Source organism: Embleya sp. NPDC059237 (assembly GCF_042754105.1).
GTDB lineage: Bacteria > Actinomycetota > Actinomycetes > Streptomycetales > Streptomycetaceae > Embleya.
Map to the genome: position 1 here is coordinate 1 of NZ_JBHZAE010000042.1, position 25021 is coordinate 25021.

Below are 25021 nucleotides of genomic sequence, written 5' to 3' on the forward strand. Positions count from 1 at the left end.
GCCGCCCTCCCTGTCCGCCGCTGCTGGTCGCTTTTAAGCCGACCAACATGACCGCCTCGCCAAAGCCCCAAGTCTCGGACCCCCGCACGTCGGCGGCGGCTCACCACCGACTCTGGCCGCCCCGGACCGGGCACCCGCAGCCACAAGCGCAACGCGCGCCGGGGACGCTCCGCCCGTGGCCGACTTGGCTCCTGGGTGTTCCGTGGCGACGGTTGCGCGGTGCCGGTGCCGGTGCCGGTGTCGGTGTCGGCGTTGAGGAGCGGGGGCCTGGGCACGGTGAGTGGCGGGGGTGGTTACGCGATGCCTGCGCGGGCCAGTATTCGCATTGTTGTGGGGGATAGGCGGCTCAGCCACCAGGCGGCTCGGGCTTCCGGGGTTATTGGTGCCACCGCTTGGCGACGGCGGATTGCTCGGACGATTTGGTCTGCCACCTTTTCCGGAGGGTAGTTGCGGCGGGCATAGAGTCTGGATGCTCGTTCTCGGTGTGCGGCCTGGTCGCTGGTGCTCATTCCGGAGAACGTGGTGCTGCGGGTGATTCCGGTGTTGACGATGCCCGGGTGGATCGTGGTCACTCGCACGCCGGAGCCGGCCAGTTCGGCTCGTAGGCAGTCCGACAGCATGGCCACCGCCGCCTTGGTGGTCGCGTAGGCCGCCAGCAGTTTGGAGGGGGTGTACGCCGCCGCCGACGCGATGTTGACGATGTGTCCGCCCTCGCCGCGTTCGGCCAGCAGTGTGCCGAAGGCCCGGCAGCCGTGGATGACGCCCCACAGGTTGACGTCCAACACCCGCTTCCACTCGGCGTCGGTGGTGGCCAGGAACGTGCCGGCGTGGCCGACGCCCGCGTTGTTGACCACGATGTCCGGGACGCCGTGTGCCGCCGCGACCTTGGCCGCGAAGGCGTCCATGGCCGCGCCGTCGGACACGTCGACGCGGTACACGTGCGCCGAACGCCCGTACAGGCGGGCCAGTTCGGCGGTGCGTTCGGCTCCGGCCGGGTCGACGTCGCACACCACGATGTCGGCGCCCTGTTCGGCGAACGCGATTGCGGTGGCTCGGCCGATTCCGCCGCCCGCGCCGGTGATCAGGGCGAGCCGGCCCGCGAACGGGTCCTTTCCGGACGGCCGTTCGCCGTGCCGGGCCGCGTCGAGGCCGGGCGTCGTGGTGCCGTGGTCGATGTGTGCGGCGAATTCGCGGGTCATCCGGGCCACGGTCGGGCCTTTCTCCAGAAGGGCGGACCAGTGGCCTGCCGCGAGCGTGCGCCGCCACAACCGGGGCACCCAGCGGTCCAGGTCCTCGGACAGCGCCGCACCCACATACGGATCGTCGGCGAGGGTGATCAGCTGCACCGGCACGGTCGTCTCGCGCCGCCCCGGAAGCAACGTCCGGGGCAGCATGTTGGCCCGGTACAGCTCGATGCCGCGTACCGCGTCGTCGACGAGCGTGGCCTGCGGGTGATCCGCGCGCGGCCGCACCCCCTCGGCTCGGGCCAACAGCCCGCCCCAGCGCGCCGCCAGTCCCGACCGCCAGGCCGCGGGGGCGAGGAACGGCAGGAGGAACACCGCGATATACCAGGAACGCGCCGACTGAGCCGCGAGTTGGCGCAGATGCCGTGGCGTGGGCCGGGCCAGTCGGCGTCCGGCCCAGTGTCCGACGTGGTCCAGGCACGGCCCGGAGATCGAGGTGTACGAGGCGATCCGGCGTGGCCCGGCCCGGTCGGTGACCGCCTCCCACGCCTGGATCGAACCCCAGTCGTGGGCGAGCACGTGCGCCGGCCGTTCCGGGCTCACCGCGTCCAGCACGGCGAACAGGTCGGCGGCCAACTGCTCCAGCCGATAGCCGTATCGACTCCCGGGCACCCCCGACGCCCCCGCGCCACGCACGTCGTAGCGCACCACCCGGTGGTCGTGTGCCAGATCGGCGGCCACGTCGTCCCACACGTGGTGGGTGTCCGGGTAGCCGTGCACCAGCAGCACCAACGGGCCGTCCGTCGGCCCCTGTTCGTACACCGCGAGCCGGACCCCACCGGAGACGACGGTCCGAGCGCGCACGACGCCGACCTCCCCGACCGCCTCCACGACACCTTCGTTCACGACCCCCTCGGAAGCCCCCGGCGTCATCGCGACCCCCCTTCGCGCAACCGCCGCACGTGCGGCACGTCGTCGTCGAGCCAGTACGCGTCGTCGTCGGTGACCACCAGCAACTCCTCGAATTTGGCCCCCACCGCGCGCAGCGCGATGTGCGGTTCCACCGCCCACAGGCCCGGCGTCGGCGCATGTCGCGACGCTCGACCGTCCGCCCACAGCGGCGAACGCCCGTGCAGCCGCTCGGCGATCAGCTCCCGACCGAGGGTGCGAATCGTGCGCACACCGAAGCCGAGCACGTTCACCCCGATCGGTCTCCGCAAGGTGACCCGGGTGACCTGATGGGCGATCACCCGCCCCGGATAGACCCGATGCCGATTGTCGTAGCCGTGCGCGACCGTCAGTGCGTCGACCGCCCGGTACACGTCGTCCAGCGGCCTGCGCCGGCGCACCTCGGCCACGATCAGCTCGCGATAGGCGCCGAGATCGGCCACGACCCGGTCCCACACCGGGTTTTCGCCGACCTTGTCCGCGTAGCCGATGTCGCCCGTGTACCCGTCCACGATCGGTGCGCAGTCCAGCACGTACGGCATGCCCTCGGTCAGGACCCGACAGCTCGGGAAGAACTGCAGCGGGGTACGGAAGTTGCGGAACGCGGTGCGGTCGCCGAACCACACGAACGGGATGTGGAAGCAGTCCCGGACACCCTCCGCCGCCAACTCCCGCCCGAGCCGCGCGGCGGTCTGCCGCTCGGTGACGCCCGGCTCGATCCAGGCCGCCACCCGCTCGGCGCACCGATACGCCAACCGCTGCACGTCGCGGAATCGATCCAGGTCGTCCTCGTCGTACCGGAACGCCGGCATGCCCCCGGGGCGCGCCGCCGGGACCTTGAGCCGTGTGCTCATCAACGCCGCCTTCCAAGCGAGATCATGCGCGTCACAGGTCGAGGACCAACCGCTCGCCCTCGGCGGCGCGGGAGACGCAGATCAGCATCGCGCCGGCCGCGCGTTCGTCGTCGGTCAGGCGCAGGTCGCGGTGCTGCACCGTGCCGGCCACCACGTTGACCCGACACACGCCGCAAAAGCCCTGCCGGCAGGAGTAGGCGGTGTCGGGATCGGCCTCGCGCAGCACATCGAGCGCCGGCCGATCGGCCGGTATCGGCAACTCGATGCCGCTGCGCCGCAGGCGGAGCGTGAACGGGTGGCCGTCGACCACCGGCGCCGGCGCAAAACGTTCGAAGTGCAGGCCCACCGCCGGACTTGCCTCGACGGCCTCGCGTACGGCGGCCAGCATCGGTGCCGGCCCGCAGCAGTACACCGCAGCCCCGGCAGGCGCGCGGCCGAGCAGTTCGGCGCAGTCCGGCGGGCCCTCCTCGTCGTCCGCGCGCACCTCGAACCGGCCCTCGGCGGCGCCCAGTTCCGCCAGTTCGGCGCCGAACGGCAGCGACTCGCGGGTGCGTCCGAGGTGGATCAGCCGCCAGTCCGATCCGACCCGCGCGGCCCGACGCACCATCGGCAGAATCGGGGTGATGCCGATGCCGCCGGCCAGGAACAACACGGCGGGTTCGGCGGCGAACGGAAACGCGTTGCGAGGACCGGCGGTTCGCAGCGTGGCGCCCACCGGCAACGCGTCGTGCATCTCGATCGATCCGCCGCCGCCCGCGGCCAGCCGGCGCACCGCGATCCGATAGGTGTAGCGGTCCTCGGGGTCGCCGCACAGCGAGTAGTGCCGGCGACGTCCGGACGGCAGCAACAGGAGCAGGTGCGCACCCGGCTGCCAGCGGGGCAGTCGGCCACCGGCCGGTGCGGTCAGCCGCAGGGAGACCACGTCCTCGGCCTCGACGACCCGTTCCCGCACCACCAGTTCGAGCGCGTCGGGGCGCACGGCGGGGGTGTTCGGCGCGCCCACCCGGGCCGCCCGCCGTCCGCGCCGGGCGATCGCCTCGGTGTGGACGCGGCCGAGCACGGTCAGCGCCCGCATCATCCGGTCGCCGCGCTCGCGCCCGTACAGGTCCGTCGGTGGCGTGATCGGCTCCGACGGCGCGGAAGTCGGCGGTATGGATGGATTCATCGGCATCCTCGGTGTCCGGATCGAAAGGGGTATCGCAGCGAACTACCGCGCAGCCGCCCGCGCCGCCGGAGATCGGGCCAGATACGCCACCGCCTGCCCGGTCGAGCCCTCCTGGGTCGGGTGGTAGCGCGGTTTGACGTACCGCGCGGCGGAGCGGGCCGCGCCGGTCAGCCCCGGCAACAACCCGCGCCGCGACGCCTGTACGTACGCGCGCCACGTGGGCCGGGCCCGGCCCTCCAGGTCGGGGTCGGCCAGCATCAGGAAGCGCACGCCGCGCACCCACATCCAGGTGAGCACCGGTCCGGTGACCGCCATCGTGCGCATCCGGCGCAGATAGCCAGGGTCGAGGTGGACCAGCAAGTCGTAGGCCACGCTGCGGTGTTCCACCTCCTCGGCGCCGTGCCAGCGGAGCAGGTCCAGCATCACCGGGTCGACCCCGGCCCGGTCCAGGCCGGGCGCGTCGAGCACCCAGTCGCCGAGGAACGCGGTGAAGTGCTCGATCGCGGCGATGATCGCGACCCGCTCGATCAGGTGCTCGCGCCCGGCCGGGCCGGTGAGGTCGTCCCGGCCGGCGAGCACGCGGTGGAAGAGCCACTCCACCTGGCGCACGAACGGCGCCGGGTCCAGGCCCTTGGCGAGCAGCAGGTCGAGCACGCCCTGGTGGGCCTCGGCGTGTACGGACTCCTGGCCGATGAAGCCGATCACGTCCTCGCGCAGCCGCTCGTCGGTGACCAGCGGCAACGCCTCCCGGAAGGTGCGCACGAACCAGCGCTCGCCCTCGGGCAGCAGCAGGTGCAGCACGTTCATGGTGTGTGTGGCCATCGGCTCCTGCGGGACCCAGTGCATCGGCAGGCGCGACCAGTCGAAGCGCACGTCGCGCGGGTTGAGCGCGAGGTCGTGGTGCTCGTCGGCGCGAACGGCCGGACCCCTGGCCGGGGTTCGGGCCGAGTGACGGTCGCGGTGGTCGCGGCGGGGGAGCGGTGGGCCGGGGGGAGCCGAGGACATGACGGTGCTCCTTCGTGGGGAACTCTTGCTGCCTCTCTGGTCACCTGTCTTGTTACCTCACAGTAGGGAGTGTTGAATAAAAGTCAATACTTCGAGCGCCCGCCGGTTTCGATACTCTGCGCGTACCCGCCGCCGTCGCCGCGACCGAAACCAGGCCCCGATTTGAACAAGAGTCAACGATCCCGCACGGAGGGTCGCCGAACCCCGCCCGACTCCGAGCGCTCGCAGGCCCGGCGCGCCGAACTCGTGGCCATCGGGCGCCAGTTGTTCGCGAACACCTCCTACGACGCGCTGTCCGTGGACGAGATCGCGACTCGGGCCAACGTCGCCAAGGGCCTGCTCTACTACTACTTCCGGAACAAGCGCGGCTACTACGTCGCGGTGATCGAGGACTCCGTCGCCGACCTGGTCGCCCGCGCCCGCAGCGACGCCGACCAACCCGCGGCCGACCGGCTGCGCAAGGTGCTGGACGGCTATCTGCGCTTCGCCCAGGGCAACGAGGCCGCCTACCGCACCGTGGTCAGCGGGGGCGTGGGCTTCGACACCGACGTGCTCACCATCCGTGAACGGGTCCGCGAGGAGATGCTCACCTCGCTCGCCGACGGCGCCTACGGCCGCGTCGACCTGTCGCCGATCGCCCGCGCCGCGCTGGTGGGTTGGCTGTACTGCGTCGAGGGGGTCACGCTGGACTGGCTGGCCCGGCGGGAGTTGGCCCGCGAGGAGGTCCACAACCTGCTGGTGATGCTGCTGATGGACACGTTCGTCACCATCGCCGACCTCGACCCGGCGTGGCAACCACCCGAGGCCGCCCTCGCCCTGCAGCGCGCGCGGAAGCAGCAGCCGGACTAGGGCGTGTCTTCAATCTCCCGTCGGGAGATTGAAGACACGCCCTGGCAAGGATCGACGCCCCACAGCGCTCGACCCGCACTCGCCCCGCGCCGGACCCCCACTCCACCCCCACCCGACCCCCACTCCACCCGGGTCATCCCCGGGGCGTACCCGTTCACCCTCCGGGCGCACGTCCACGCCCCAAAGGTTCGTCCGCACGGCGATCGTCACGGCCGTACCGATTCCCTACCGTCGAGGGCATACCGGGCACCCGCCCGGCGGCCCTCCCCGGGGAGGCGTCGACGCACCGGAGCCGCGGAGATCCAGCGATGATCACAGCCGAAGCACTGACCAAACGCTACGGTCCCAAGACCGCCGTGGAGGGGTTGAGCTTCACCGTCCGTCCCGGCGTGGTCACCGGCTTCCTGGGTCCCAACGGCGCCGGCAAGTCCACCACCATGCGGATGATCCTGGGCCTGGACCGCCCCACCTCCGGCTCGGTCACCGTCAACGGTCGCCGCTACGCCGACCATCCGGCCCCGCTGCACGAGGTCGGCGCGCTCCTGGAGGCGAAGGCGGTACACACCGGCCGCTCGGCGTACCACCACCTGCTGTCCATGGCCGCCACCACCGGCATCCCCACCCGTCGGGTGCACCAGGTGATCCGGATGGTCGGCCTGGACGAGGTGGCCCGCAAGCGGGTCGGCGGCTTCTCGCTCGGCATGGGCCAGCGCCTCGGCATCGCCACCGCACTGCTCGGCGACCCGGCGACGCTGGTCCTGGACGAACCGGTCAACGGCCTCGACCCCGAGGGCGTGTTGTGGATTCGTACCCTGCTCAAGTCGCTCGCCGCCGAGGGACGTACGGTCTTCCTGTCCTCGCACCTGATGAGCGAGATGGCGCTCACCGCCGAGCACCTGATCGTGGTCGGTCGGGGCCGGCTGATCGCCGACACGTCGGTCGCGGACTTCATTGCGGGCGCCGCGCCCGACCTGGTCCGGGTCCGCACCCCCGACGCCGATCGGCTGCGGGCGCTGCTGTTCGGGCCCGAGGTGCGGATCGCTACCGAGGAGCGCGACGTGTTGGAGGTCAGCGGGGTCTCCAGCGACGACATCGGCCGGATCGCGGCGGCGCACGGCATCACCCTGTTTGAACTGGTCCCGCATCGGGTGTCCCTGGAGGAGGCGTTCATGGAGTCGACACGCGACGCGGTCGAGTATCGGGTCGGCGACCCGTCGGGTGGGACACAGGGCAGGGCCGCCTGATGTCGACCACGATCACCCCCGGCGCCCCCGCTCCCACGCCCACCCCCGACTTCGTCTCCCGCGCCGCCGGGCGCGGCCGGGTCACCTTCGTCCGTGTGCTCCACGCCGAATGGATCAAACTGCGCAGCCTGCGCTCGACGTTCTGGGTCCTGGTCGCCGCGGTCTTCGTGGTGATCGCGCTCGGCCTGCTGGTCACCTCCGGCACGGTCGACCGCTGGCCGGACACCGGTGCCGCCGAGCGGGCGCGGTTTTCCGCGCCCAACGCGAGCCTGACCGGCCTCTACCTCGCCCAGTTGGCCATCGGCGTACTCGGTGTGCTGGTGATCACCGGGGAGTACGCCACCGGCTCGATCCGGGCCACGATGTCCGCGGTGCCGCACCGCCTGCCCGTGTTGTGGGCCAAGGCCGTCGTCTTCGGCGCGGTCACCTTCGCACTGATGCTGGTCACCTCCCTGATCGCGTTCCTGGCCGGGCAGGCGGTGCTGAGCAAGGAGCACATCGACGTCGCACTCGGCGACCCGGGCGTGCCGCGCGTGGTGATCGGCGTGGCCCTCTACCTCGCGATCACCGGCATCCTGGCGATCGGCGTCGGCGCCATCGTGCGCAACGCCGCCGGCGGCATCGCGATCGTGTTCGGCCTGCTGCTCGTGCTGCCCCAGGTGGTGCAGGCCCTGCCGACCGCGTGGCAGGACCACATCACCAAATACCTGCCCAGCGAGGCCGGTCAGGCGTTCACCCGCTGGCATCCGTCGGCGGACGCGCTGTCCCCGAACACGGGCATCACGGTCTTCGCGCTCTACGCCGCGGCGACCCTCGCGGCAGCGGCGGTGTTGTTGCGCAGGCGCGACGCATGAGTACGGCACGGCGCATCGAAACGGCGCTACGGCGGGACGGCGGCGGGCATGGGCTCGCCGCCGTCCCGGCGCGCGTGATGACCTTCACCCGCAGGCATCCGATCTGGGCCGACACCACCGTGGCGGTGGGCCTGGTGCTCATTTTCGAGTCCGGCAACCTGATGCGGCTGTCCGCCTGGTCGGTGGTCGGGCTTGCCCTGATCCTGCCGCTCGCGCTGCGCCGCCGGGCCCCGGTGGCGGTGTTCGCGGTGATCGCGACCGTGGCCCTGATCCAGTGGATCATCGACGCGCGCACGGGCGCGGACGCGAGCCTGCTCATCGCGCTGTACACGGTTGCCGCCACCCAGGACCGGCGCCGCACGGTGTACGCGCTGGCCGTGGTCGAGGTCGGCATCCTGCTGGCCGTCGGGAGCTGGACCCTGGACGGCTACCGCTTCGGCGCGTTCGTCGGACTGAGCGCGATGGCCGTCACGGCGGTGGTGCTGGGCGCGAACCTGCGCACCCGACGGCGCTACCTGGCCGCCCTGGAGGACCGCGCCCACCGCCTGGAGCGCGACCAGGAACAGCAGGCCCAACTCGCCGTAGCGGCCGAACGCGCGCGGATCGCCCGGGAGATGCACGACATCGTCACGCACAACCTGTCGGTGATGGTCGCCCTCGCCGACGCCGCCGCGATGACCGTGCGCAGTACGCCCGACCGATCCGCGACGGCGATGGAGCAGGTCTCCGGCACCGGCCGGCAGGCGCTCACCGAGATGCGTCGCTTCCTGGGCGTGCTGCGCGAGGACGAACCGGACGCGGCTCGGCACCCGCAGCCCGACCTGGCCCGGCTCGGCGCGCTGGCCGAACAGGTCCGCGCGGCGGGCCTGCCGACCACGCTGACCATCCAGGGCGACACCCGCGAGGTGCCGCAGGGTGCCCAACTCGCGGTGTACCGGCTCGCCCAGGAGGCCCTTACCAACACCCTGAAGCACGCCGAACCCGGCGCGAACGCCCGTATCCGGGTGTGGAGTTCGCCCGATCGCCTGGAACTGAGCGTGGTCGACGACGGCCGCCCGCGCGCATTCGCCACCGCCGGCGGCACCACCAGCGCCGCGGCTACCGCCACCACCGGCACCGGCACCGGCACCGGCGCCGGCAGCGGCATCGCCGGCATGCGCGAGCGCGCCGCCGTCTACGGTGGCGAAGTGGCGGCCGGACCGCTGCCCGGCGGCGGCTGGCGCGTGTCGGCCGTACTGCACCTGACCGACCCGGGAGGATCCTGACGTGGCCATCGACGTACTGGTGGTGGACGACCAGCCGCTGCTGCGGATGGCGTTCACGATGGTTCTGGGCGCCCAGGACGACATGAGCGTGGCCGGCGAGGCCGACTGCGGCGAGGAGGCCGTGCGCCTGGCCGAACGCACCCGTCCCGACGTGGTGTTGATGGACGTGCGGATGCCCGGCATGGACGGCATCGAGGCCACCCGGCTGATCACCGAGCGCTGCCCCGATACCAGGGTGCTCATCCTGACCACGTTCGACCTGGACGAGTACGCGTTCGCCGGACTGCGCGCCGGCGCCTCCGGCTTCCTGCTCAAGAACGCGCTGCCCGCCGAACTGCTCGCTGCGATCCGCTCGGTGGCGGCCGGCGACGCGGTGGTCGCGCCCCGGATCACCCGCCGCCTCCTGGAGACCTTCGCCCACCGCCTGCCCGAACACGACGCCGCCCCCGGCGCCGAGGACCCGCGCCTGGGCGGCCTGACCGAACGCGAACGCGGCGTCCTGGTCGAGATGGCCCGCGGCCTGTCCAACGCCGAGATCGCCGCCCGCCTCCAGCTGTCCGACGCCACCATCAAGACCCACGTCAGCCGGGTCCTGGCCAAACTCGGCGTCCGCGACCGGGTCCAGGCGGTGGTGGTCGCCTACGAAAGCCGCCTCGTGCAACCCCTGTGAATGCCGTCTCGTGCAACCGCCGTGATGCGCGCGGCCCGACCGCCGGGTGTGCCGAGTGCGTCGACGGAGGGTGGGCGGGTGGGTAGCATCATGAGACTGACTTGTCGTATTCGGGCGCGCCGTCGACGGCGACGGTGCCGAGCCACGGAGAACGCACATGCTCAAGGCATTCGCGGACCTGTCCACACCTCTCGTGGCCGACGCCTGCGTCCGGGTCGACGCACCGCTGCGCATCGCGCCGCCCGGGATTCGGGCGGTGGTTCCCGGGCAGCGGGTCGCCGGGCGGGTGTTGCCGGTTCGGCACTACGGGAGCGTGGACGTGTTCCTGGAGGCGTTCGGCGCGGCCGCGCCGGGTGACGTGCTGGTGATCGACAACAGCGGTCGGGTCGACGAGGCGTGTGTGGGCGATCTGGCGGTGTTGGAGGCCGAGGCGGCGGGGGTGGCGGCGCTGGTGGTGTGGGGGCTGCACCGCGATACGCCGGAACTGGTCGAGATCGGGCTGCCGGTGTTCAGCTACGGCGCCTACCCGCCGGGACCGACCCGGCTGGACGAGCGTGAGCCCGAGGCGCTGACCTCGGCCCGGATCGGGCCGCACACGGTGGGCGTCGACGACGTGGTGTTCGGCGACGAGGACGGCGTCCTGTTCGTCGCCGCCGACCGGGTCGAGGAGGTCCTGGCCACCGCCCACCGCATCCACGACACCGAACGCGAACAGGCCCGCCGCATCCGCTCCGGCGACACCCTGCGCGAGCAGACCACCTTCGCCGACTACCTCTCCCGCCGCGCCGCCGACCCGTCGTACACGTTCCGGCAACACCTGCGCCGCACGGGCGGCGCGATCGAGGAGTAGCCGAGGGTCAGCGGTCGGCGCGCGCCGGCGTTCGGCGGCGGGGCGCGGCGTCCCGGGGCCGGTACACGGTTGCCACGCGGTCGGCCGGCGGTCAGCGGGCCGGCGGGCGGCACAGCGCCAGCACCAGCGCGTCGTCGGTCAGGCGCAGCGTGCCGACGTGTCGCCGCAGGTCGTCGCCCAGCCGCTCGACCGCGGCCACCGGATCCGCCGCGATCGGCCGCTCTCCGCCGAGCAGCGCCTCGATCCGCTCGACCAGCGGATAGTGCCGGCCCCTCGCGTCCCGGGCGTCGGCGAAGCCGTCGGTCATCAGCAGCAGCAGGTCGCCGGCGCCGAACGGCACCTCCCACTCGGGCGGCGTGCCCGGGTCCAGCTCGCCCAGACCCAGCGGCAGGCCCGGATCGGGCGGCTCCAGCACATGCACTGTGCCGTCCGCCCGGATCGCCACCGGCTGCTCATGGCCCCGGTGTACGAACGCCACCTGCTCGGCCCGCACCTCGACGAGCAGCGCGGTCACGAAGCGGTCGGCCGGCGCGTTGCGGGTCACACTGGCGTCCACCCGGCGGGCCACCGCGCTCAGTTCCGGCTCGTCGTACGCCGCCTCGCGAAACGCGCCGATCGTGATCGAGGCGGTCCGCACCGCCCCCAGCCCCTTCCCGAGCACGTCGCCGATGATCAGCCGCACCCCGAACGGGGTGTCGAGCGCGATGTACAGATCCCCGCCCAGCTCCGCCCCCTCGGCCACCGCGAAGTAGCGCACCGCCAAGCGCAGGCCGCCGAGGCCGTCGGTCGGCGGCATCAGGATCGCGCGCTGCGCCGCGACGGCCACCTCGGAGACCGCGACCAATGCCCGCTCGTGCCGTATCCGGGCGGCGGACAGGTACATCGCCAGTGCCGTGGCCATCACGTACATCCACGTGCTGATGTTGAACAGGTCGTGGTACTCGGGCCCGAGATAGCCGTCCACCGACGCCAGCCAGTAGCGCAGCGGCAGGGAGACGCCGCCGATGACGAGAATCGCCAGGGGCGGCGCGGTGGCGGCGGCGAGGGTCGGTGCGAGCAGCAGGAACGGATAGAACACCATCGACGAACCCGTCGCCAGGTCCACGACGGTGACCACGACGAGGATGCCGACGGGCAGCGCGATCTGACGAAACAGCGACTGTGTCGCGGTTCCGGCCACGGGCTGCTGCGGCTCCCTGCTGCTCATCGGTGCGTCCATGGTCGCCCAGAATGTACTGGTATGCCGCACGTACTGCGCCCGCTGAACAGGTGACGACACCCGAACGGGCGGCCCGGCGAGGTGGGGGCGGGGGCGTGGTGGGGAGCAGCGGGATCCGGGCGAACGCCGTCGGCGTCCCGGAGCCGTCGGGCCCGGGACGTCGATCGCGGCGCCGCCGGGCCGGGGGATCCGGGCCCTCGGCGCCACGCGGTCTACGCGGTTTGGTCCACGCTCTTGATGATGGCGAACGGTGCGCCGAACGGGTCGGTCAGCCACGCCAGTCGGCCCACGTCCGGGACGTCGGCGGCGGGCATCGTCACGGTGCCGCGGTTGCGTTCCGCCTTGGCGATCACGTCGTCGGGGTCGGCGACCTCGAAGTAGGCGATCCAGTGCGCGTCCTGGCCGTGCGGGTCGGGCACGATGCCGCCGAAGGAGGTCGCCTGCTGGTCGCCCTCGGCCGTGGACAGCACGTTGTACGTCATGCCCGGCATCTCGAACTGCTGCGTGCGCCAGCCGAACAGTTTCCCGTAGAAGGCGAGCGCGGCGGTGAGTTCCACGCCGTGCAGTTCGACCCAGGCCAGCGAGGTCGGCTTGCCGACCAGCTCCGCGCCCTGGAAGGTACCGGGCTGCCAGATCGCGAAATCGGCGCCCGCCGGGTCGGTGAGCGGCGACATCCGACCCATCTCCATCACGTCGAACGGTTCCACCCGCACCCGGCCGCCGCCGTCGGTCACGGCGCGGGCGGTCGCGTCGGCGTCGGGGCTCTTGAAGTAGACGGTCCAGGCGGACGAGGCGCCCTCCTCGGTCAGCGGCCCGAGTCCGGCGACCGGCTTGCCGTCCTGCTGGAAGAGGCCGTAGCCGCCGGCATCCTCGCCGGCCGACAGGAAGTCCCAGCCGAAGATCGTGGTGTAGAAACGCGCCGCCGCGTCGGTGTCGGGGCTGCCCAGGTCGAGCCAGTTCGGCGCGCCGGTCGCGTAGTCGGTGCTGAGCATGTCGCTCCTTCGCCGGACCTCGCTTCGGTCCGAATTGCCGCAGATGTCATGAATTGCACGGACTCGACAAGTCTGACGCCGGACACCCGTTCCGCGCCTGCGCACGGGCGGGTGGTGGGCTGCGGTCGCGCTGCGGTCGCGCTGCGGTCGTGTCGAACGGGTGAGCGATCCGCCGGGAGGTCAGGGCGGGCGTGAGGTATGGGGGAGCGGGGGCTCAAGGCTCAGGGGATGACCGTGACCGGCCAACGGGCCGAGCGGACCAAGCGGATCGCGAGCGAGCCGACGAGGCGGTGGCCGAATCGTTCGGAGGCGCCGACGACCACCGCGTCAGCGCGGACCTGGTCGGCGAGTTTGGCGATCTCGTGCGCCACGTCGCCGTACGCCTCGACGAAGCGGTGGTGCACCCGCAACTCGGCGGCCCGCTTCGTGATGTAGTCGGCGACCTCGTGGACGGCCGACTCGTGCGCCTGCTCCATCACCCCGGCCCCCTCGGGGGTGGTGGCGGCGATGCCCATGGGGGCGCGGACGTAGACGGAGACCAACTCCGCGTCGCCGCGGCGGGCCTGCCCGAGGGCGTAGTCGGCGGCGCGGAGGGAAGTGCGGCTGCCGTCCACGCCGACGAGCACGGCGCGCGGTCCGTCCGTACCGAGTTCGAAGACGGGCGGCGACGCGGGGTCGGTCACGGGTGCTCCTCGGACATGGGGGTCGTGCGCACGCGTTCGAGGGGCGGGCGACGGCTTCCGAGGCTACCCCTGGTCGGGGGACTGGCGGTGTTCGACCACGCAGTCCGGGCCCGGGGACATGATCGATTCGTGGCCGTCCGCGGCGCGGATCCGGAAGGGCGGGGTACCGTTCGGGCCCAGCACCTCGACGATCTCGACGACGTGGTCCTGTTGGCCGACGACCCGGCCGTGGATGAGAAGGCGATCACCCTTGGTGGCATGCATGTCGACTGGCTCCTCTGGAGTGGGGTGGAAAGTCGATTCAGCCATCAGATCGTAACAGGATGATCACGGTGGGTGAAGGTCGGGAACGAGCCGTCGTCGATGGTGGCTGGAGTCCCGAGCCGATCTCTCCTACAGTTCGTAGGACTTACGTGCTTCGCCCGGTGAGGGGATGTGTCGGATGGCGCAGCGTGCAGGCGGTGGGTCGGCCACCCCGGCGGATCCCGCGGAGCAGCCCGCGCTTCGGGGCGGTGCGGTCTTCGACGCGGTGGCGGCCGAGGTGCCTCGGGCCCGTCGGGTGCTGGCCTCGGCGCTGCGTCGGCGGCACGTGCACGAGGACGACGTGCATACCGCGCAGCTGATCGTCTGCGAGTTGCTGAGCAACGCGATTCGGCACGGGAGTGGGCCGACGATGGACCTCGACGTGCGGATCGAGCCGACGCGGATCCACCTGGCGGTCCGCAGTCGGCACGCCCGGCCACGACGGCTGCCTCGGCCGAACGGCCCAGCGGAGGACAGCGAATGCGGTCGGGGGCTGCGCCTGGTCGAGGCGCTCGCGGTGGAGTGGGGGAGCCGGCCGGCGGCGGGCGAGCTGCTGGTGTGGGCGACGCTCGCGCGGACCGTGACGGGGGCGGGTGGGTGACGGGCGGTCGGGCGGGGCCGGGCGGGTGTGGTGACGGCGGCGTCAGCGGTGTGCCGACTGGATCGGGTGGGGGCATGTGGTGGTGATGTGGCAGCGGAGCAGGGTCGTGCCGAAGTGGGTGGTGCCGGTCAGGGTTGCGCCGGTGATCAGGACGGTCATGGCCAGCGCGCTTGCCCGGACCGCCAGGTTGCGTCGGTGGGTGCCGGTCGGGCAGCCTTCCAGGAGCAGGCGGACCCGGCGTCCCGCGTAGGTCGGGGAGCGGCCGATCAGGTGGTGCGCCCCGCCGCTCGGGTCGGGTTCGCGGATCGGCCCGGCGAGTGCCGCCTTGCACACCGCGCTCGCCAGGACGACCGGGTCGTGGCCGTGCTCGATCGCCCATACGTCGGCGGCCCGTTCCAGTTGGAACGCCAACTCGTCGGCGGCCCGCGCGGTGCCGGGCAGGCAGCGGGCGAGCAGGCGGCACACCTCGGCGCCGGCCTGCCACCAGTGGTGGGCGCGGGAGATGTGGCCCTGTTCGTGTGCGAGACCGGCCGCCAACTCGTCGTCGTCGAGCGCCGCCAACGCGCCGGCGCTGACCACGATCGAGCGCTGCCGCCAGCCGACGGCCGCCATCAGCACCTCGCGGTCGCCGACCACGATGCTGCCGCCCGGGCCGGTCAGCGGCAGCGGGTGCAGGGGGGTGCGGGCGTCGCGCAGGCAGGTCCGGAGGCGGTGGGCGACCGCGGCCAGGGTCAGGAACGCCAGGCCGCCCAGGGCGAGTTCGGTGTCGCCGACGCCGGTGACCACCTGGTGCGGCAACTCCCGTACCCAGTGCGCGAAGCGCGGGGTGTCGGGCAGGCAGATCACCGCGGTGAGGACGAGGCCGATCGCCACTGCCGCGCGGGCCACCAAGGCCGACGCCCAGACCGCCGCCGCGCCCACGGGACGGACCCGGTCCAGCGGCGCGAGGTGGGGAAGTACGATCGCCGCGCCCAGGAGCGCGGCCCAGACGGCGAGCGAACTCATCGGCCGTCGGGCTCGCGTTCGATCTCGATCCGGCGGGCCAGCGCACGCAGATCGGCCAACTCCGACGCGTCCAGACCGCCGACGAGTTGAGCCAGCGCCACCCGGCGGGCCGGTTCGGACGCCGCGGCGAGCGCCGAGGACACCGACGACGCCACATAGTCGGCCTCGGTCACCGTCGGCCGGTACACGAACGCCTGACCCTCCCGCGCCCTGGCCAACAGCCCCCGCTCGGCGAGGCGGTTGCACACGGTCTGAACGGTCGTATAAGCCCCGCGTGAGGACTCGGGCAGTTCGGACCTGATCCGCTCGACGGTGCCGGCCTCGATCCGCCACAACACGGCCATGATCTCGGCCTGCAACTCGCCCTGCACTCGCGGTGATTCGCCCATGCCCGTGTCCCTCCGTCCCCGGCTTCGCTCCCCCGGCCCCGTACCCCGCACCCGTCCGCGCCACGCTCGGTGGCGCCGTGACGGCACTAGACCGTACCCGTTGGTGCGGGGTTCCCGGTCATCCCGCGCTATTTCGCGCCGCAGGCGTCGGAGCACGATCGCCGGCAGGGCCCGAGGGGTCAACGTGTCGCCGGGACGCTCACGTGCGGGGTGGTCGCGGTCGGCGCGGGGGCGGTTGCCGCGGCCGGGCGTTCGCGCAGCAGCAGGCCGGCGGTGAGCGCCACCAGCGAGGCGGTCAGGCCGTGGACGCCGAAGGCCGTGGCGGTGGAGCCGTCGTTGCTCAGCACGACCGTCATGTCGCCGGCCGGGATGAAGGTCATGGCGAGCATCGTCCAGCCGAGCGCCCGCCGGTGTCCGGTCAGCAGGAGGGCGAGTATGACCAGCCCGGTGCCGATGTCGCGGACGCCCTTGACGGCGAGGAACCCGGTGCCTTCGTGTTCGGGCCAACTGGGCAGGCCGAAGCCGGACGCGGTCGACTGGGGGGCGATCAGGTAGGCGAGGCCCACGTAAATGATGAACGCGCCACCGAGCGCGGCCAGGATGGTGGTGAGGGTCCTGAGCTTCATGGTGTTCTCCCCGGTGTCGGGCCGGTGGGACCGGCTGTCGTCGTCTTGTGGGGACAACACTCGCCGGGTGGTCCTGGAAGGCACATGGAAGCGACTTGGAGGCGGCCCGGAGGGTGCGCGGGGAGCCGCCGGGGCCGGTCGGTGGGGGTGGGTGCGATTAAGGTGATCATGAAGGGTTCGCGGGGTGGTTCGGCGAGGGGAGCGGGGACGTGGCGATACGGGACCAACTGCGGGGCATCGGCGGCGCGGTGGGCTCCGCGGCGGCGTCCGGGCGGGCCGCGGTGGGCAGTCGGATCGGGGCCGGTCGGGCCCGGGTTGCGTCGGGCGAGTGGGTGCACGCGACGCTGGACGCACTGCCCGCGCCGAACGCGCCCACCTTCCTGGCCTGGGAGTTCTCCCTCGGCGCGCTGGTCTGTCGGCACCCGAAGGTACCCGCGATCACCGCCCGGCCGCTGCGGTTGCTCGACGGCCTGGGTGCGGTGCGGTTCGGCCCGGAGACGGTCGGCTTCGACGGGGAGGACATCCCGTGGGAGAAGGTCGTCCGGCTGACCACGCACGACGCGTTCGAGTCGATGACCACGGCGGCGCTGGACACCGAGGTGGACCGAATCCGCGAGGTGCTGCCGCCGTTGCCGGGGCGCAAGTGGGCGGTCACCAAGGTCGTGGAGGGGTTGCTCACCGTCGTCCTGGCCTCGCTGGAACAGGCCGACGACCGGCGCATCGACCGGGTGCCGGTGGCCTGCGAGATCACCTACCGCGGCCTGCTCGGTCGGGAACGCACCCTGCGGGCAAGCCTGTTCGCGACCGCGCTGCTGGCTCGGCAGACCGCCGTCGCGGAGAGCCTGGTGGCCACCGCGCGGGCGCACGGCGTCGAGGTGGTCGAGGCCGCCTCGGCGGGCGGCTCGGACGACGCGGCGGCGGCCGAGCGTACCCGCGTGCTGCGTGCCCGGACCGACACGATCGCCACGAGGCTCCGCGCTCAGCGCGAACAGGCCGAGGCGGTCGCGGCCGACGGCGACGAGGAGCCGGACGGGGTCGAGGCGGCGCGGGGGATCGGCGACGGGTCGGCTGCCGGTACGGGATCGGGGCCGGGTGACCGTCCGGCGACGGGTACGGCCTCGGTGCGTGCCGCGGTCACGTCCGCCGGTGCGGGTCCCCGGCGCGGTGCGGCGCCGCCGAACGGGCCTTCGTACCCCGCCCATCCGAGCGACGCCACCGACCCGACCGATCCGTTCGCCTGCTGAGCGTCGGGCACGCCGCGTCGAACCCTCCGGCGTTTCGTACGATCTCCCCCCCGGCCCGAGGATCCGCGTGTGTTCCTCGGGCCCTCGGGCCGGGTGGCGTCGTGGGTCAGGCGACCTCGTTGAGCTTCCCGGTGGCCACGTCGAAGACGAAGCCGCGCACACGGTCCTTGTGCACGATGAACGGGTCGGCCTTGATCCGGCCGATCGACTGGCGTACGTCGGTTTCCACATCCGTGAACGCCTCGCTCGCCCAGGCGGGCTTGAGGCCGGTGTCGGCCGCGATGTCGGCCTTGAACCCGTCGTCGTCGAAGGTCAGCATGCCGCAGTCGGTGTGGTGGATGAGGATGATCTCCTCGGTGCCGAGCAGCCGTTGACTGATCGTCAGCGACCGCAGTTCGTCGGCGGTGATCACCCCGCCGGCATTGCGGATCACGTGTGCGTCGCCCTCGGCCAGCCCGAGGATCGCGTACACGTTCAACCGCGCGTCCATGCACGCGACCACGGCGACGTGCCGGGCGGGCGGGAGCGGGAGGGGACCGGTGAAGTTCTCGACGTAGGCCACGTTGTTGGCCAGGAGTTCGTCGGTGACGGACATGTGGGGTCCTTCGGCTGGGGAGTTGCGGGACTCACCCGATCCCGGCGCCCGAAGTGTCGTGCGAACCGGGCGGGTTCGGACGCGAAGCGGCCACGCGGGCGGTGACGACACGCGGCGTGGCCCATGGACACCACTCGTCGAACAGGCGGACGCGGCGCGTCGGCCAGAAGCCTTCGAGCGAAGTCGACGCCACACCGGGCCCGTTCCCCATGAGGACAGTGAACTGAACGTGCCCGTGTGGCGCAAGCGCACACCCGTTCGGGGTGGAGCCGCTCAGGAGGCCAGGGTCGATCGGTTGTGGGTGCCCCACAGGTCTCGGGCCGCGTAGGCCGGTTGCCACAGGTTCAGGTAGGTCGGGCGGATGGATTCCGGGAGTCGGCCGAGGATGGTGGTGACCGTCTCGGGATCCGCCTGATCCAACAGCCAGGGCAGGTAGCGGCAGGTGCCGGAGCCGATGCGGCGGCCGTGTTCCACGTCGAGTCGGTGCACCTGATCGGCGCCGGCGACCGCGTCCAGGAGCGGCAGGACCTCGTCCTCCTCGTGGGCGAGGTGCCCGCGCAGCCCGGCGACCAGGCCGTCGAGGAGGTCGCAGAGCCGGGCGGGTCCCCACACCGGGTCGGCCAGTGCCGCGTCTATCGCGTCCAGGAGCGGGTCGAAGGTGGCGTGTTCCGCCTCCATCACCGCGATCAGGGCCGACTCGTCCGGCCGGTGCGCGAGCCCGCGCCGCAGGAGCGGCCACAGGGCGGCGTCCTCGGCGTCGTGATGCACCCGCAGGCAGCGCTCGAACATCCCCCACCCGCCCGCGAACCGCAACACACGCCATGCCTCGTCCTCGCCACGCGCGGCCAGGCGGGCGATGCGCTCCAGGTCGCGGCGCAGCGCGTCGTGAATGGCGAACGTGGTCGACATGTCGTGTCGAAAGGCCTTGTTGCGCATGGGATGCCTCGCTTGTGGCCGGGTCGGGTGGCGCGGGGAGTCGGCCCTCGATCTCGGTGACCCCGCACTCGTGTACCTCTTTGACGCGCGGCGACGGGGTGATGTGACCGGGCGGTGGGTCCGCGATCCGGTAGCCGCCGTCGACTCCGTCGATCGGCGTTGTCCGACCCAATGGTTAGGGTGTCGCGGCGTGAGCGAACCCGGCTTCCTTCGCGCCACCCGAGCGTCCTACGACACGATCGCCGCCGCGTACACCGACCTCGCCCGCGACGAACTCGCGCGCAAGCCGATGGATCGGGCCCACTTGGCCGTCTTCGCCGAATCGGTGCTCGCGGCCGGCCCCGAGGCCGGGCCGGTCGCCGACATCGGCTGTGGCCCGGGTCGGATCGCGGCGTATCTGCACGGCCTGGGACTGCGCGTGTTCGGCCTCGACCTGTCGCCGGGGATGATCGCGACTGCCCGGCGGGAGCATCCCGAACTGCGCTTCGAGGTGGGCTCGATGCTCGACCTCGACCTGGCGGACGACAGCCTCGGCGGGCTGGTCGCCTGGTATTCGATCATTCATGTACCGGACGAGGAACTCCCGTGCGTGTTCGCCGAGTTCCATCGGGTCCTGGCTCCGGGGGGCCGGTTGTTGCTCGCCTTTCAGGCCGGCGACGAACCGCTGCGCCTGACCGAGGCGTTCGGCCACGAGGTGTCCCTGGACTGCCATCGTCGGCACCCGGACATGATCGCCGAGCTGCTCACCGCGTCGGGTCTGGTCATGCACGCGCGGACGGTTCGCGAACCCGATCCCGGCGAGGGTGTACGTCCCACCCGGCATGCGTATCTGTCGGCCCGAAAGCCCGGGCTCGACCCTGTCCCGTGAGCCGGTCGGGTCGGGATTCCGTTGCGCCGGGCCGGGTTGCCCCGGCCGCCGTCCGGGACGTGAGCCCGGACGGCGGTTCGGGGAGCGTGCGCCGGGTCAGCCCAGCGACGCGGTCAGGGTGATCTCCGTGCCGGGCGCCAGCAGCCGCGAGATGGGGCAGTTCTGCTTGGTGACATCGGCGATCTTGAGGAACTCGGCCTCGTCGATCCCGGCGGCCACGACGGTGTTCTCCAGGTCGATCCGGGTCACGGTCGGGGCGCCGTCGACCTTGTCCAGGTGCACCTTGGCGGTGGTGACCACGCTCGTGGCCGGGAAGCCCGCGTCGCCCAGGCCCTTGGCCAGGGCCATCGAGAAGCAGCCCGCGAGAGCCGCGCCGATCAGCTCCTCCGGGTTGGTGCCCTCGCCCTCCTCGAAGCGGGACTTGAACGAATAGGCGCCTTCCAGGCCGCCCTTACCGGTGCGCATGGTGCCGGCGCCCTCGAGGATGGTGCCCTGCCAGTGTGCGGTCGCGCTACGAATAGTCATGGGACGACCCTAGCGCGTGACGATATTCGTTCCCGTGGAAGTGGCGACGGCCTGCCGCGCCTCGCGCCGCTTCGGACCCCGGTTTCCTCCCCGTTCTTCGGCCGGCGAGACGCCCGATGGAGGTCGCCCGGGCGGCGCGGACGTCCCGCGTAGGCCGAGGGCCGAGCCGCCGGGTGGCCGGTCGCCGCAACGAACGCCTCGAACGGAGGGGAAGCGCCGTGAGCGCCGACCACGACGCGCTGCTCGTCCTCGACGAGGTCGGCCACCGCTACGGGGACCGGCCCGTGCTCGACGGGTCAGCGCGTCGATCCGCCCCGGGGAGTGCCTGGCGCTGACGGGCGACGACGGGTCCGGCACATCGACGCTGCTCCGCCTGGCCGTCGGCCGCGAACGGCCCGCCTCGGGCCGGGTGCGCTTCGCCGGCGCTCCCGTGGACGAGGACGACCCGGCCACCCCCGCCCGAATCGCGACCGTGCCGGATGTCGGCGCCCACTACCCGGACCTGACGGTACGTGAGCACCTGATGCCGGTCGCCGTCGCGCACGGGCTCGGCCGCGATGCCGACGACCCGCGCAACCGGTCGACGTGTCGTGTCCGGCGCCTCGGCCGCACGGGGGTGTCGGCGAGCCCGCGCCGCAGTCCGTGCGGTCGTTCGACACGTCGAGGCGTCGCCCCGGGCCGAACTCGGTCCGGGGCGACGCCTCGACGGGAACTCCCGGGCTGCCTTCGGCTACTTCCGGGCCTCGATCTCGACCTCGGCCTCCGTCATCGCGGAGGTGACGTCCACGCCGCCCGCCGCACCGGCCGGAGCCGCGCCGGCCGCCGGCGCCGGGGCGGAACTCATCGCCGCCTGGCCCCGGGGCATCAGCAGCGCCGCGAAGAGCAACGCGACCACGCCCAGGATCGCGGCGGACAGGAACGCGTCGTGGTTGACCGACAGTTGCGCCTCGTGCATCCTGTGCACGTTGCCCGCCGCCCGGGTCATGTCGCCGGCGAAGCCGCTGTAGGCGATGGTGGCGATCACCGCGAGGCCGAGCGCGCCGCCCGCCTCCTGGCTGGTGTTGATCAGACCGGCGCCCATGCCCGCTTCCTCCTCGCTGATGCCCACGAACGCGGCGATCTGGAGGGTGACGAAGCACATGCCGCAACCGAGGCCGAGGGCGATGAACGCGGGCAGGATGTCCACCGCATACCGGCCGTCCAGCGGGGCCCGCCACAGCAGGAGCAGTCCTGCGGTGGTCACCGCGAGTCCGGCGATCAACACCGGTCGCGCGGCCACCTTGGTGATCAGACCCGACGCGACCCCCGCACCGACCGCGACCGCGACGGCCAGCGGCACGTAGGCGAAGCCGGCCTTCATCGGCGAGTAGTCGTACACGTCCTGCATGAACAGGCTGGCGAAGAAGAACAGCGCGCCGAACATGCCGAACACCAGGATCGCGGACAGGTTCGCGGTCCGCATCGTCTTCAATCGGAAGACCCGCAGCGGCAGGATCGGTGCCGCCGCCCGCGCCTCGATCGCCACGAACGCGCCGAGCAGGGCGGCCACAGCGCTCAGGCTGACGCTGGTCCGCGTCGTGGCCCAGCCCACCGTGGTGGCCTCACCCAGGGTGAAGATCAGCAGCAGCAGACCGGCGGTGAGGGTGGCCGCGCCGGCCACGTCGAACCTGTGTTCACGCTCCTCGGCCACGCTCTCCGGCAGCACCTTCGGGGCGAGGAGCGCGACGCCGAGTCCGATCGGCACGTTGATCCAGAAGATCCACTCCCAGCCGGGTCCGTCCGCGAGCAGGCCGCCCATGATCACGCCGACGATCGACGCGATGCCGGCGAGCGAACCCCAGATGCCCAGCGCCTTGTTGCGCTCGGCGCCCTCGGGGAAGGTGTTGGTCAGGATGGACAGCGCCGACGGCGCGATCATCGACGAGCCCAGGCCCTGGAAGCCGCGTGCAGTGATCAGCATCGTGCCGTTCTGCGCCAGGCCCGAGACCAGCGACGCGAGTGCGAACAGCACGAAGCCCGCCTGCAGTACCCGGCGACGGCCGAAGGTGTCCGCGAGTCGTCCGCCGAGCAGCAGGAAGCCGCCGAGGACGGTGCCGTAGGCGGTGACGATGTAGTTCTGGCTCACCTCCGACATGTCCAGGCCGGTCTTGATCGACGGCAGCGCAAGGTTCACGATCGACACGTCGAGGAACACCATGAACTGGCCCAGGCACAGGAACGCCAGGATCGCTCCGGTGCCGACGCCGGGTCCGGATCGGCTCGTCGCCGAATCGGTGGCAGACATCACATTTCTCCTAAACCATGCGGAATCGGGTGATCGAGCGATCGGACGTCCGTGGCGATCGCGGTGTCGGGTGTTCGAGGGCAGGTCCCACCCACGCCGGGCGGTCGCGGGAGGCAACCGGCCGCGCGTCGTCGCGGGGATCCGCCGAACCGGCCGCGTCGTACGTTCGCGTCGGTTCCGCCCCCGGCCGCAGAGGCCGGGACTCGTTCGTCACCGCCTTGACGGATCGCCGAGGGCGAATGTGACAGCGGGGCGGAGGGCAATTTCCGTACGCCCCAGGGGGCGCCCCGACGCGCGGCCCAAGGTCCGCATCCTCGGCCGGTGCTTCGGTCCGTCCCTCGGTCCGTCCCTCGGTCCGTGCTTCCGTTCCCGCCGTCCCCGCGCTGTCACATCGGCCCTGGTCGCAACGTCATGGCTGTGAGGGTCGCGACGAGAACCGAGGACGCGACCGCAGGACGGGGATGGTGACGGTGATGGTGATGCGGATGAACGAGCACGATTTTCTGGCCGAGCGCTTCGAGACGCACCGCGGCCACCTGCTGGCGGTGGCCTATCGCATGCTCGGCTCGCTGACCGAGGCCGACGACGCGCTCCAGGAGACCTGGCTCAAGCTCAGCCGGTCCGACCCGGACGAGGTGGACAACCTGGCCGGCTGGCTGACCACCGTGGTCGGCCGGGTCTGCCTGGACATGCTGCGCTCGCGTCGCTCCCGCGGCGAGGAGCCGTTGGACCCGCAGGTACACGTGCCCGACCCGATCATCACCGGGATGGGCGCCGGCGACCCCGAGGAATCGGTCCTGATCGCCGACTCGATCGGCCTCGCCCTCATGGTGGTCCTGGAGACGCTCGCCCCCGCCGAACGGCTGGCCTTCGTCCTGCACGACCTGTTCGCCGTCCCGTTCGACGAGATCGCGCCGATCGTGGACCGCACACCGGCCGCGGCCCGCCAACTCGCCAGCCGAGCCCGACGCCGGGTCCAGGGCGCGGCCCCGTCCCCCGACGTCGACCTCGCCGTCCAGCGCGAGATCGTCGACGCGTTCCTGGCGGCCGTCCGCGGCGGCGACTTCGACGCCTTGGTCGCGGTGCTCGACCCGGACGTGGTGGCCCGCGCCGACGGCGGCCCGCTGCGCCCCGGCGGCTCGATCGTGCGCGGCGCGGCGGCGGTGGCCGGCCAGGCGCTCGCCTTCGCCCAAATCGCCGACAGCGCCCGCCCCGCACTGGTCAACGGCATGGCCGGGGTGGTGGCCATCTCCGCCGGCCGGCCGATGTCGGTACTGGCCTTCGGCTTCGCGGCCGGCCGAATCATCAGCCTGGACATCCTGGCCGACCCGACCCGCCTCAGCCACCTGGACCTGACCGTCCCGGCGAGCTGAACGAAGGCCGCCGCGGGGCGGGTTGCGGGCCGAGCGGTGGGCGCGCGGCCGGCAGCGGCGGAGCGGGGGATGGCCGGGTCGGATCCCCGGGTGGCCTTGCCGAGTGGGTCGCGTGCTTCGGCGAGAGTCACGCTTCGGCTGCGGTGTGCCGGTGCGGGGCTGGTCTGAGTCGGTGGTGGGCCGCCGCCGGCGTGCGGGGCTTCGAGACTTGGGGTTTCCGGCGAGGCGGGTGTGTTGGTCGGCTTGAAAGCGGCCGGCGGCGGCGGGCGGGGTGGGTGCTCGGGTTGGGTTCGCCGGGCGTGCGTTTCCTGGTGGGTCGGGTGTTTTTGGCGTGCGTTGCGCCTTGGGGTGCGGGTGGCTGGTGCGGGGCTGGTCAGGGTCGGTGGTGGGCCGCCGCCGGCGTGCGTGGCTTCGAGACTTGGGGTTTCCGGCGAGGCGGGTGTGTTGGTCGGCTTGAAAGCGGCCGGCAGCGGCGGGCGGGGTGGGTGCT

General features: G+C 72.3%; 25 protein-coding genes and 1 pseudogene. 11 read left to right on the forward strand and 15 right to left on the reverse strand.

Features of this window, described 5'->3' with window-relative positions:
• Positions 1-293 precede the first annotated feature (293 nt).
• The 4 genes from ACFXKZ_RS51525 to ACFXKZ_RS51540 all read right to left on the reverse strand — a co-directional run bounded on the left by ACFXKZ_RS51525 (position 294) and on the right by ACFXKZ_RS51540 (position 5156).
• Positions 294-2090, reverse strand: a complete 1797-nt coding sequence (locus ACFXKZ_RS51525; protein WP_380015235.1) for an SDR family oxidoreductase — start codon at positions 2088-2090, stop codon at positions 294-296.
• 23 nt (positions 2091-2113) lie between these two features.
• Positions 2114-2986 carry a M24 family metallopeptidase gene (locus tag ACFXKZ_RS51530; RefSeq protein WP_380015238.1) on the reverse strand — a complete coding sequence of 291 codons (873 nt, stop codon included), beginning with the start codon at positions 2984-2986 and terminating at the stop codon, positions 2114-2116.
• A 31-nt stretch (positions 2987-3017) separates the two neighbouring features.
• Positions 3018-4064 carry a PDR/VanB family oxidoreductase gene (locus tag ACFXKZ_RS51535; RefSeq protein ID WP_380015306.1) on the reverse strand — a complete coding sequence of 349 codons (1047 nt, stop codon included), beginning with the start codon at positions 4062-4064 and terminating at the stop codon, positions 3018-3020.
• 129 nt (positions 4065-4193) lie between these two features.
• Complete coding sequence (locus ACFXKZ_RS51540) at positions 4194-5156, reverse strand: metal-dependent hydrolase (RefSeq protein ID WP_380015241.1); 963 nt, start codon at positions 5154-5156, stop codon at positions 4194-4196.
• Positions 5157-5318: 162 nt separating this feature from the next.
• Here ACFXKZ_RS51540 and ACFXKZ_RS51545 point away from each other — a divergent pair, with 162 nt between their 5' ends.
• The 6 genes from ACFXKZ_RS51545 to ACFXKZ_RS51570 all read left to right on the forward strand — a co-directional run bounded on the left by ACFXKZ_RS51545 (position 5319) and on the right by ACFXKZ_RS51570 (position 10888).
• Positions 5319-6005, forward strand: coding sequence for a TetR/AcrR family transcriptional regulator (locus ACFXKZ_RS51545; RefSeq protein ID WP_380015244.1), 687 nt, complete (start codon positions 5319-5321; stop codon positions 6003-6005).
• A 308-nt stretch (positions 6006-6313) separates the two neighbouring features.
• Positions 6314-7249, forward strand: a complete 936-nt coding sequence (locus ACFXKZ_RS51550; RefSeq protein ID WP_380015247.1) for an ATP-binding cassette domain-containing protein — start codon at positions 6314-6316, stop codon at positions 7247-7249.
• Complete coding sequence (locus ACFXKZ_RS51555; protein ID WP_380015250.1) at positions 7249-8103, forward strand: ABC transporter permease; 855 nt, start codon at positions 7249-7251, stop codon at positions 8101-8103. The genes ACFXKZ_RS51550 and ACFXKZ_RS51555 overlap by 1 nt, the downstream gene beginning before the upstream one ends.
• Positions 8100-9368 (forward strand): sensor histidine kinase, encoded by a 1269-nt coding sequence (locus ACFXKZ_RS51560; RefSeq protein WP_380015253.1) that lies wholly within the window; start codon positions 8100-8102, stop codon positions 9366-9368. Before ACFXKZ_RS51555 ends, ACFXKZ_RS51560 begins: the two co-directional genes overlap by 4 nt.
• A 1-nt stretch (position 9369) precedes the next feature.
• Positions 9370-10038, forward strand: a complete 669-nt coding sequence (locus tag ACFXKZ_RS51565) for a response regulator (protein ID WP_380015256.1) — start codon at positions 9370-9372, stop codon at positions 10036-10038.
• A 157-nt stretch (positions 10039-10195) separates the two neighbouring features.
• The gene (locus ACFXKZ_RS51570; RefSeq protein ID WP_380015259.1) at positions 10196-10888 is read left to right on the forward strand and encodes an RraA family protein; all 693 of its coding nucleotides are present in this window, start codon (positions 10196-10198) and stop codon (positions 10886-10888) included.
• Between the two features lie 91 nt (positions 10889-10979).
• Here ACFXKZ_RS51570 and ACFXKZ_RS51575 read toward each other — a convergent pair whose 3' ends face one another.
• The 4 genes from ACFXKZ_RS51575 to ACFXKZ_RS51590 all read right to left on the reverse strand — a co-directional run bounded on the left by ACFXKZ_RS51575 (position 10980) and on the right by ACFXKZ_RS51590 (position 14046).
• Entirely contained in the window at positions 10980-12095 is a 1116-nt protein-coding gene (locus tag ACFXKZ_RS51575) for a PP2C family protein-serine/threonine phosphatase (RefSeq protein ID WP_380015262.1), read from the reverse strand.
• A 224-nt stretch (positions 12096-12319) separates the two neighbouring features.
• The gene (locus ACFXKZ_RS51580) at positions 12320-13099 is read right to left on the reverse strand and encodes a VOC family protein (protein ID WP_380015265.1); all 780 of its coding nucleotides are present in this window, start codon (positions 13097-13099) and stop codon (positions 12320-12322) included.
• A 221-nt stretch (positions 13100-13320) separates the two neighbouring features.
• Positions 13321-13782 carry a universal stress protein gene (locus ACFXKZ_RS51585; protein ID WP_380015268.1) on the reverse strand — a complete coding sequence of 154 codons (462 nt, stop codon included), beginning with the start codon at positions 13780-13782 and terminating at the stop codon, positions 13321-13323.
• A 63-nt stretch (positions 13783-13845) separates the two neighbouring features.
• Positions 13846-14046, reverse strand: coding sequence for a DUF1918 domain-containing protein (locus ACFXKZ_RS51590; RefSeq protein ID WP_380015271.1), 201 nt, complete (start codon positions 14044-14046; stop codon positions 13846-13848).
• 178 nt (positions 14047-14224) lie between these two features.
• Between ACFXKZ_RS51590 and ACFXKZ_RS51595 the strand changes: the two genes are divergently transcribed.
• Positions 14225-14686, forward strand: coding sequence for an ATP-binding protein (locus ACFXKZ_RS51595; protein ID WP_380015273.1), 462 nt, complete (start codon positions 14225-14227; stop codon positions 14684-14686).
• A 42-nt stretch (positions 14687-14728) separates the two neighbouring features.
• On the opposite strand, the gene ACFXKZ_RS51600 is transcribed toward ACFXKZ_RS51595, so the two are convergent.
• The 3 genes from ACFXKZ_RS51600 to ACFXKZ_RS51610 all read right to left on the reverse strand — a co-directional run bounded on the left by ACFXKZ_RS51600 (position 14729) and on the right by ACFXKZ_RS51610 (position 16706).
• Positions 14729-15691 carry a M48 family metalloprotease gene (locus ACFXKZ_RS51600; RefSeq protein ID WP_380015276.1) on the reverse strand — a complete coding sequence of 321 codons (963 nt, stop codon included), beginning with the start codon at positions 15689-15691 and terminating at the stop codon, positions 14729-14731.
• A complete protein-coding gene (locus ACFXKZ_RS51605; protein ID WP_380015279.1) occupies positions 15688-16080 on the reverse strand; it encodes a BlaI/MecI/CopY family transcriptional regulator in 393 nt (130 codons plus the stop codon). Before ACFXKZ_RS51605 ends, ACFXKZ_RS51600 begins: the two co-directional genes overlap by 4 nt.
• A gap of 179 nt (positions 16081-16259) precedes the next feature.
• On the reverse strand, positions 16260-16706 hold the full coding sequence (locus ACFXKZ_RS51610; protein WP_380015282.1) for a DUF4267 domain-containing protein: 447 nt from the start codon (positions 16704-16706) through the stop codon (positions 16260-16262).
• Positions 16707-16915: 209 nt separating this feature from the next.
• Between ACFXKZ_RS51610 and ACFXKZ_RS51615 the strand changes: the two genes are divergently transcribed.
• The gene (locus ACFXKZ_RS51615; RefSeq protein ID WP_380015285.1) at positions 16916-17950 is read left to right on the forward strand and encodes a hypothetical protein; all 1035 of its coding nucleotides are present in this window, start codon (positions 16916-16918) and stop codon (positions 17948-17950) included.
• Between the two features lie 106 nt (positions 17951-18056).
• On the opposite strand, the gene ACFXKZ_RS51620 is transcribed toward ACFXKZ_RS51615, so the two are convergent.
• Together ACFXKZ_RS51620 and ACFXKZ_RS51625 are read right to left on the reverse strand one after the other, a co-directional pair.
• Positions 18057-18545, reverse strand: a complete 489-nt coding sequence (locus ACFXKZ_RS51620; protein WP_380015288.1) for a beta-class carbonic anhydrase — start codon at positions 18543-18545, stop codon at positions 18057-18059.
• Between the two features lie 273 nt (positions 18546-18818).
• Positions 18819-19481, reverse strand: a complete 663-nt coding sequence (locus ACFXKZ_RS51625) for a hemerythrin domain-containing protein (RefSeq protein ID WP_380015291.1) — start codon at positions 19479-19481, stop codon at positions 18819-18821.
• A gap of 190 nt (positions 19482-19671) precedes the next feature.
• Here ACFXKZ_RS51625 and ACFXKZ_RS51630 point away from each other — a divergent pair, with 190 nt between their 5' ends.
• Complete coding sequence (locus ACFXKZ_RS51630) at positions 19672-20349, forward strand: class I SAM-dependent DNA methyltransferase (RefSeq protein WP_380015294.1); 678 nt, start codon at positions 19672-19674, stop codon at positions 20347-20349.
• 96 nt (positions 20350-20445) lie between these two features.
• On the opposite strand, the gene ACFXKZ_RS51635 is transcribed toward ACFXKZ_RS51630, so the two are convergent.
• The gene (locus ACFXKZ_RS51635; protein ID WP_380015297.1) at positions 20446-20874 is read right to left on the reverse strand and encodes an OsmC family protein; all 429 of its coding nucleotides are present in this window, start codon (positions 20872-20874) and stop codon (positions 20446-20448) included.
• 331 nt (positions 20875-21205) lie between these two features.
• Between ACFXKZ_RS51635 and ACFXKZ_RS51640 the strand changes: the two are divergent.
• Positions 21206-21382, forward strand: a pseudogene (locus ACFXKZ_RS51640) (ATP-binding cassette domain-containing protein); the annotation flags it as partial.
• A gap of 222 nt (positions 21383-21604) precedes the next feature.
• On the opposite strand, the gene ACFXKZ_RS51645 reads toward ACFXKZ_RS51640, so the two are convergent.
• Complete coding sequence (locus tag ACFXKZ_RS51645; protein ID WP_380015300.1) at positions 21605-23158, reverse strand: MFS transporter; 1554 nt, start codon at positions 23156-23158, stop codon at positions 21605-21607.
• Positions 23159-23643: 485 nt separating this feature from the next.
• On the opposite strand from ACFXKZ_RS51645, the gene ACFXKZ_RS51650 reads away from it, so the two are divergent.
• Positions 23644-24531: a sigma-70 family RNA polymerase sigma factor gene (locus ACFXKZ_RS51650; protein ID WP_380015303.1), complete on the forward strand. Its 888-nt coding sequence runs from the start codon at positions 23644-23646 to the stop codon at positions 24529-24531.
• Positions 24532-25021: the final 490 nt, after the last annotated feature.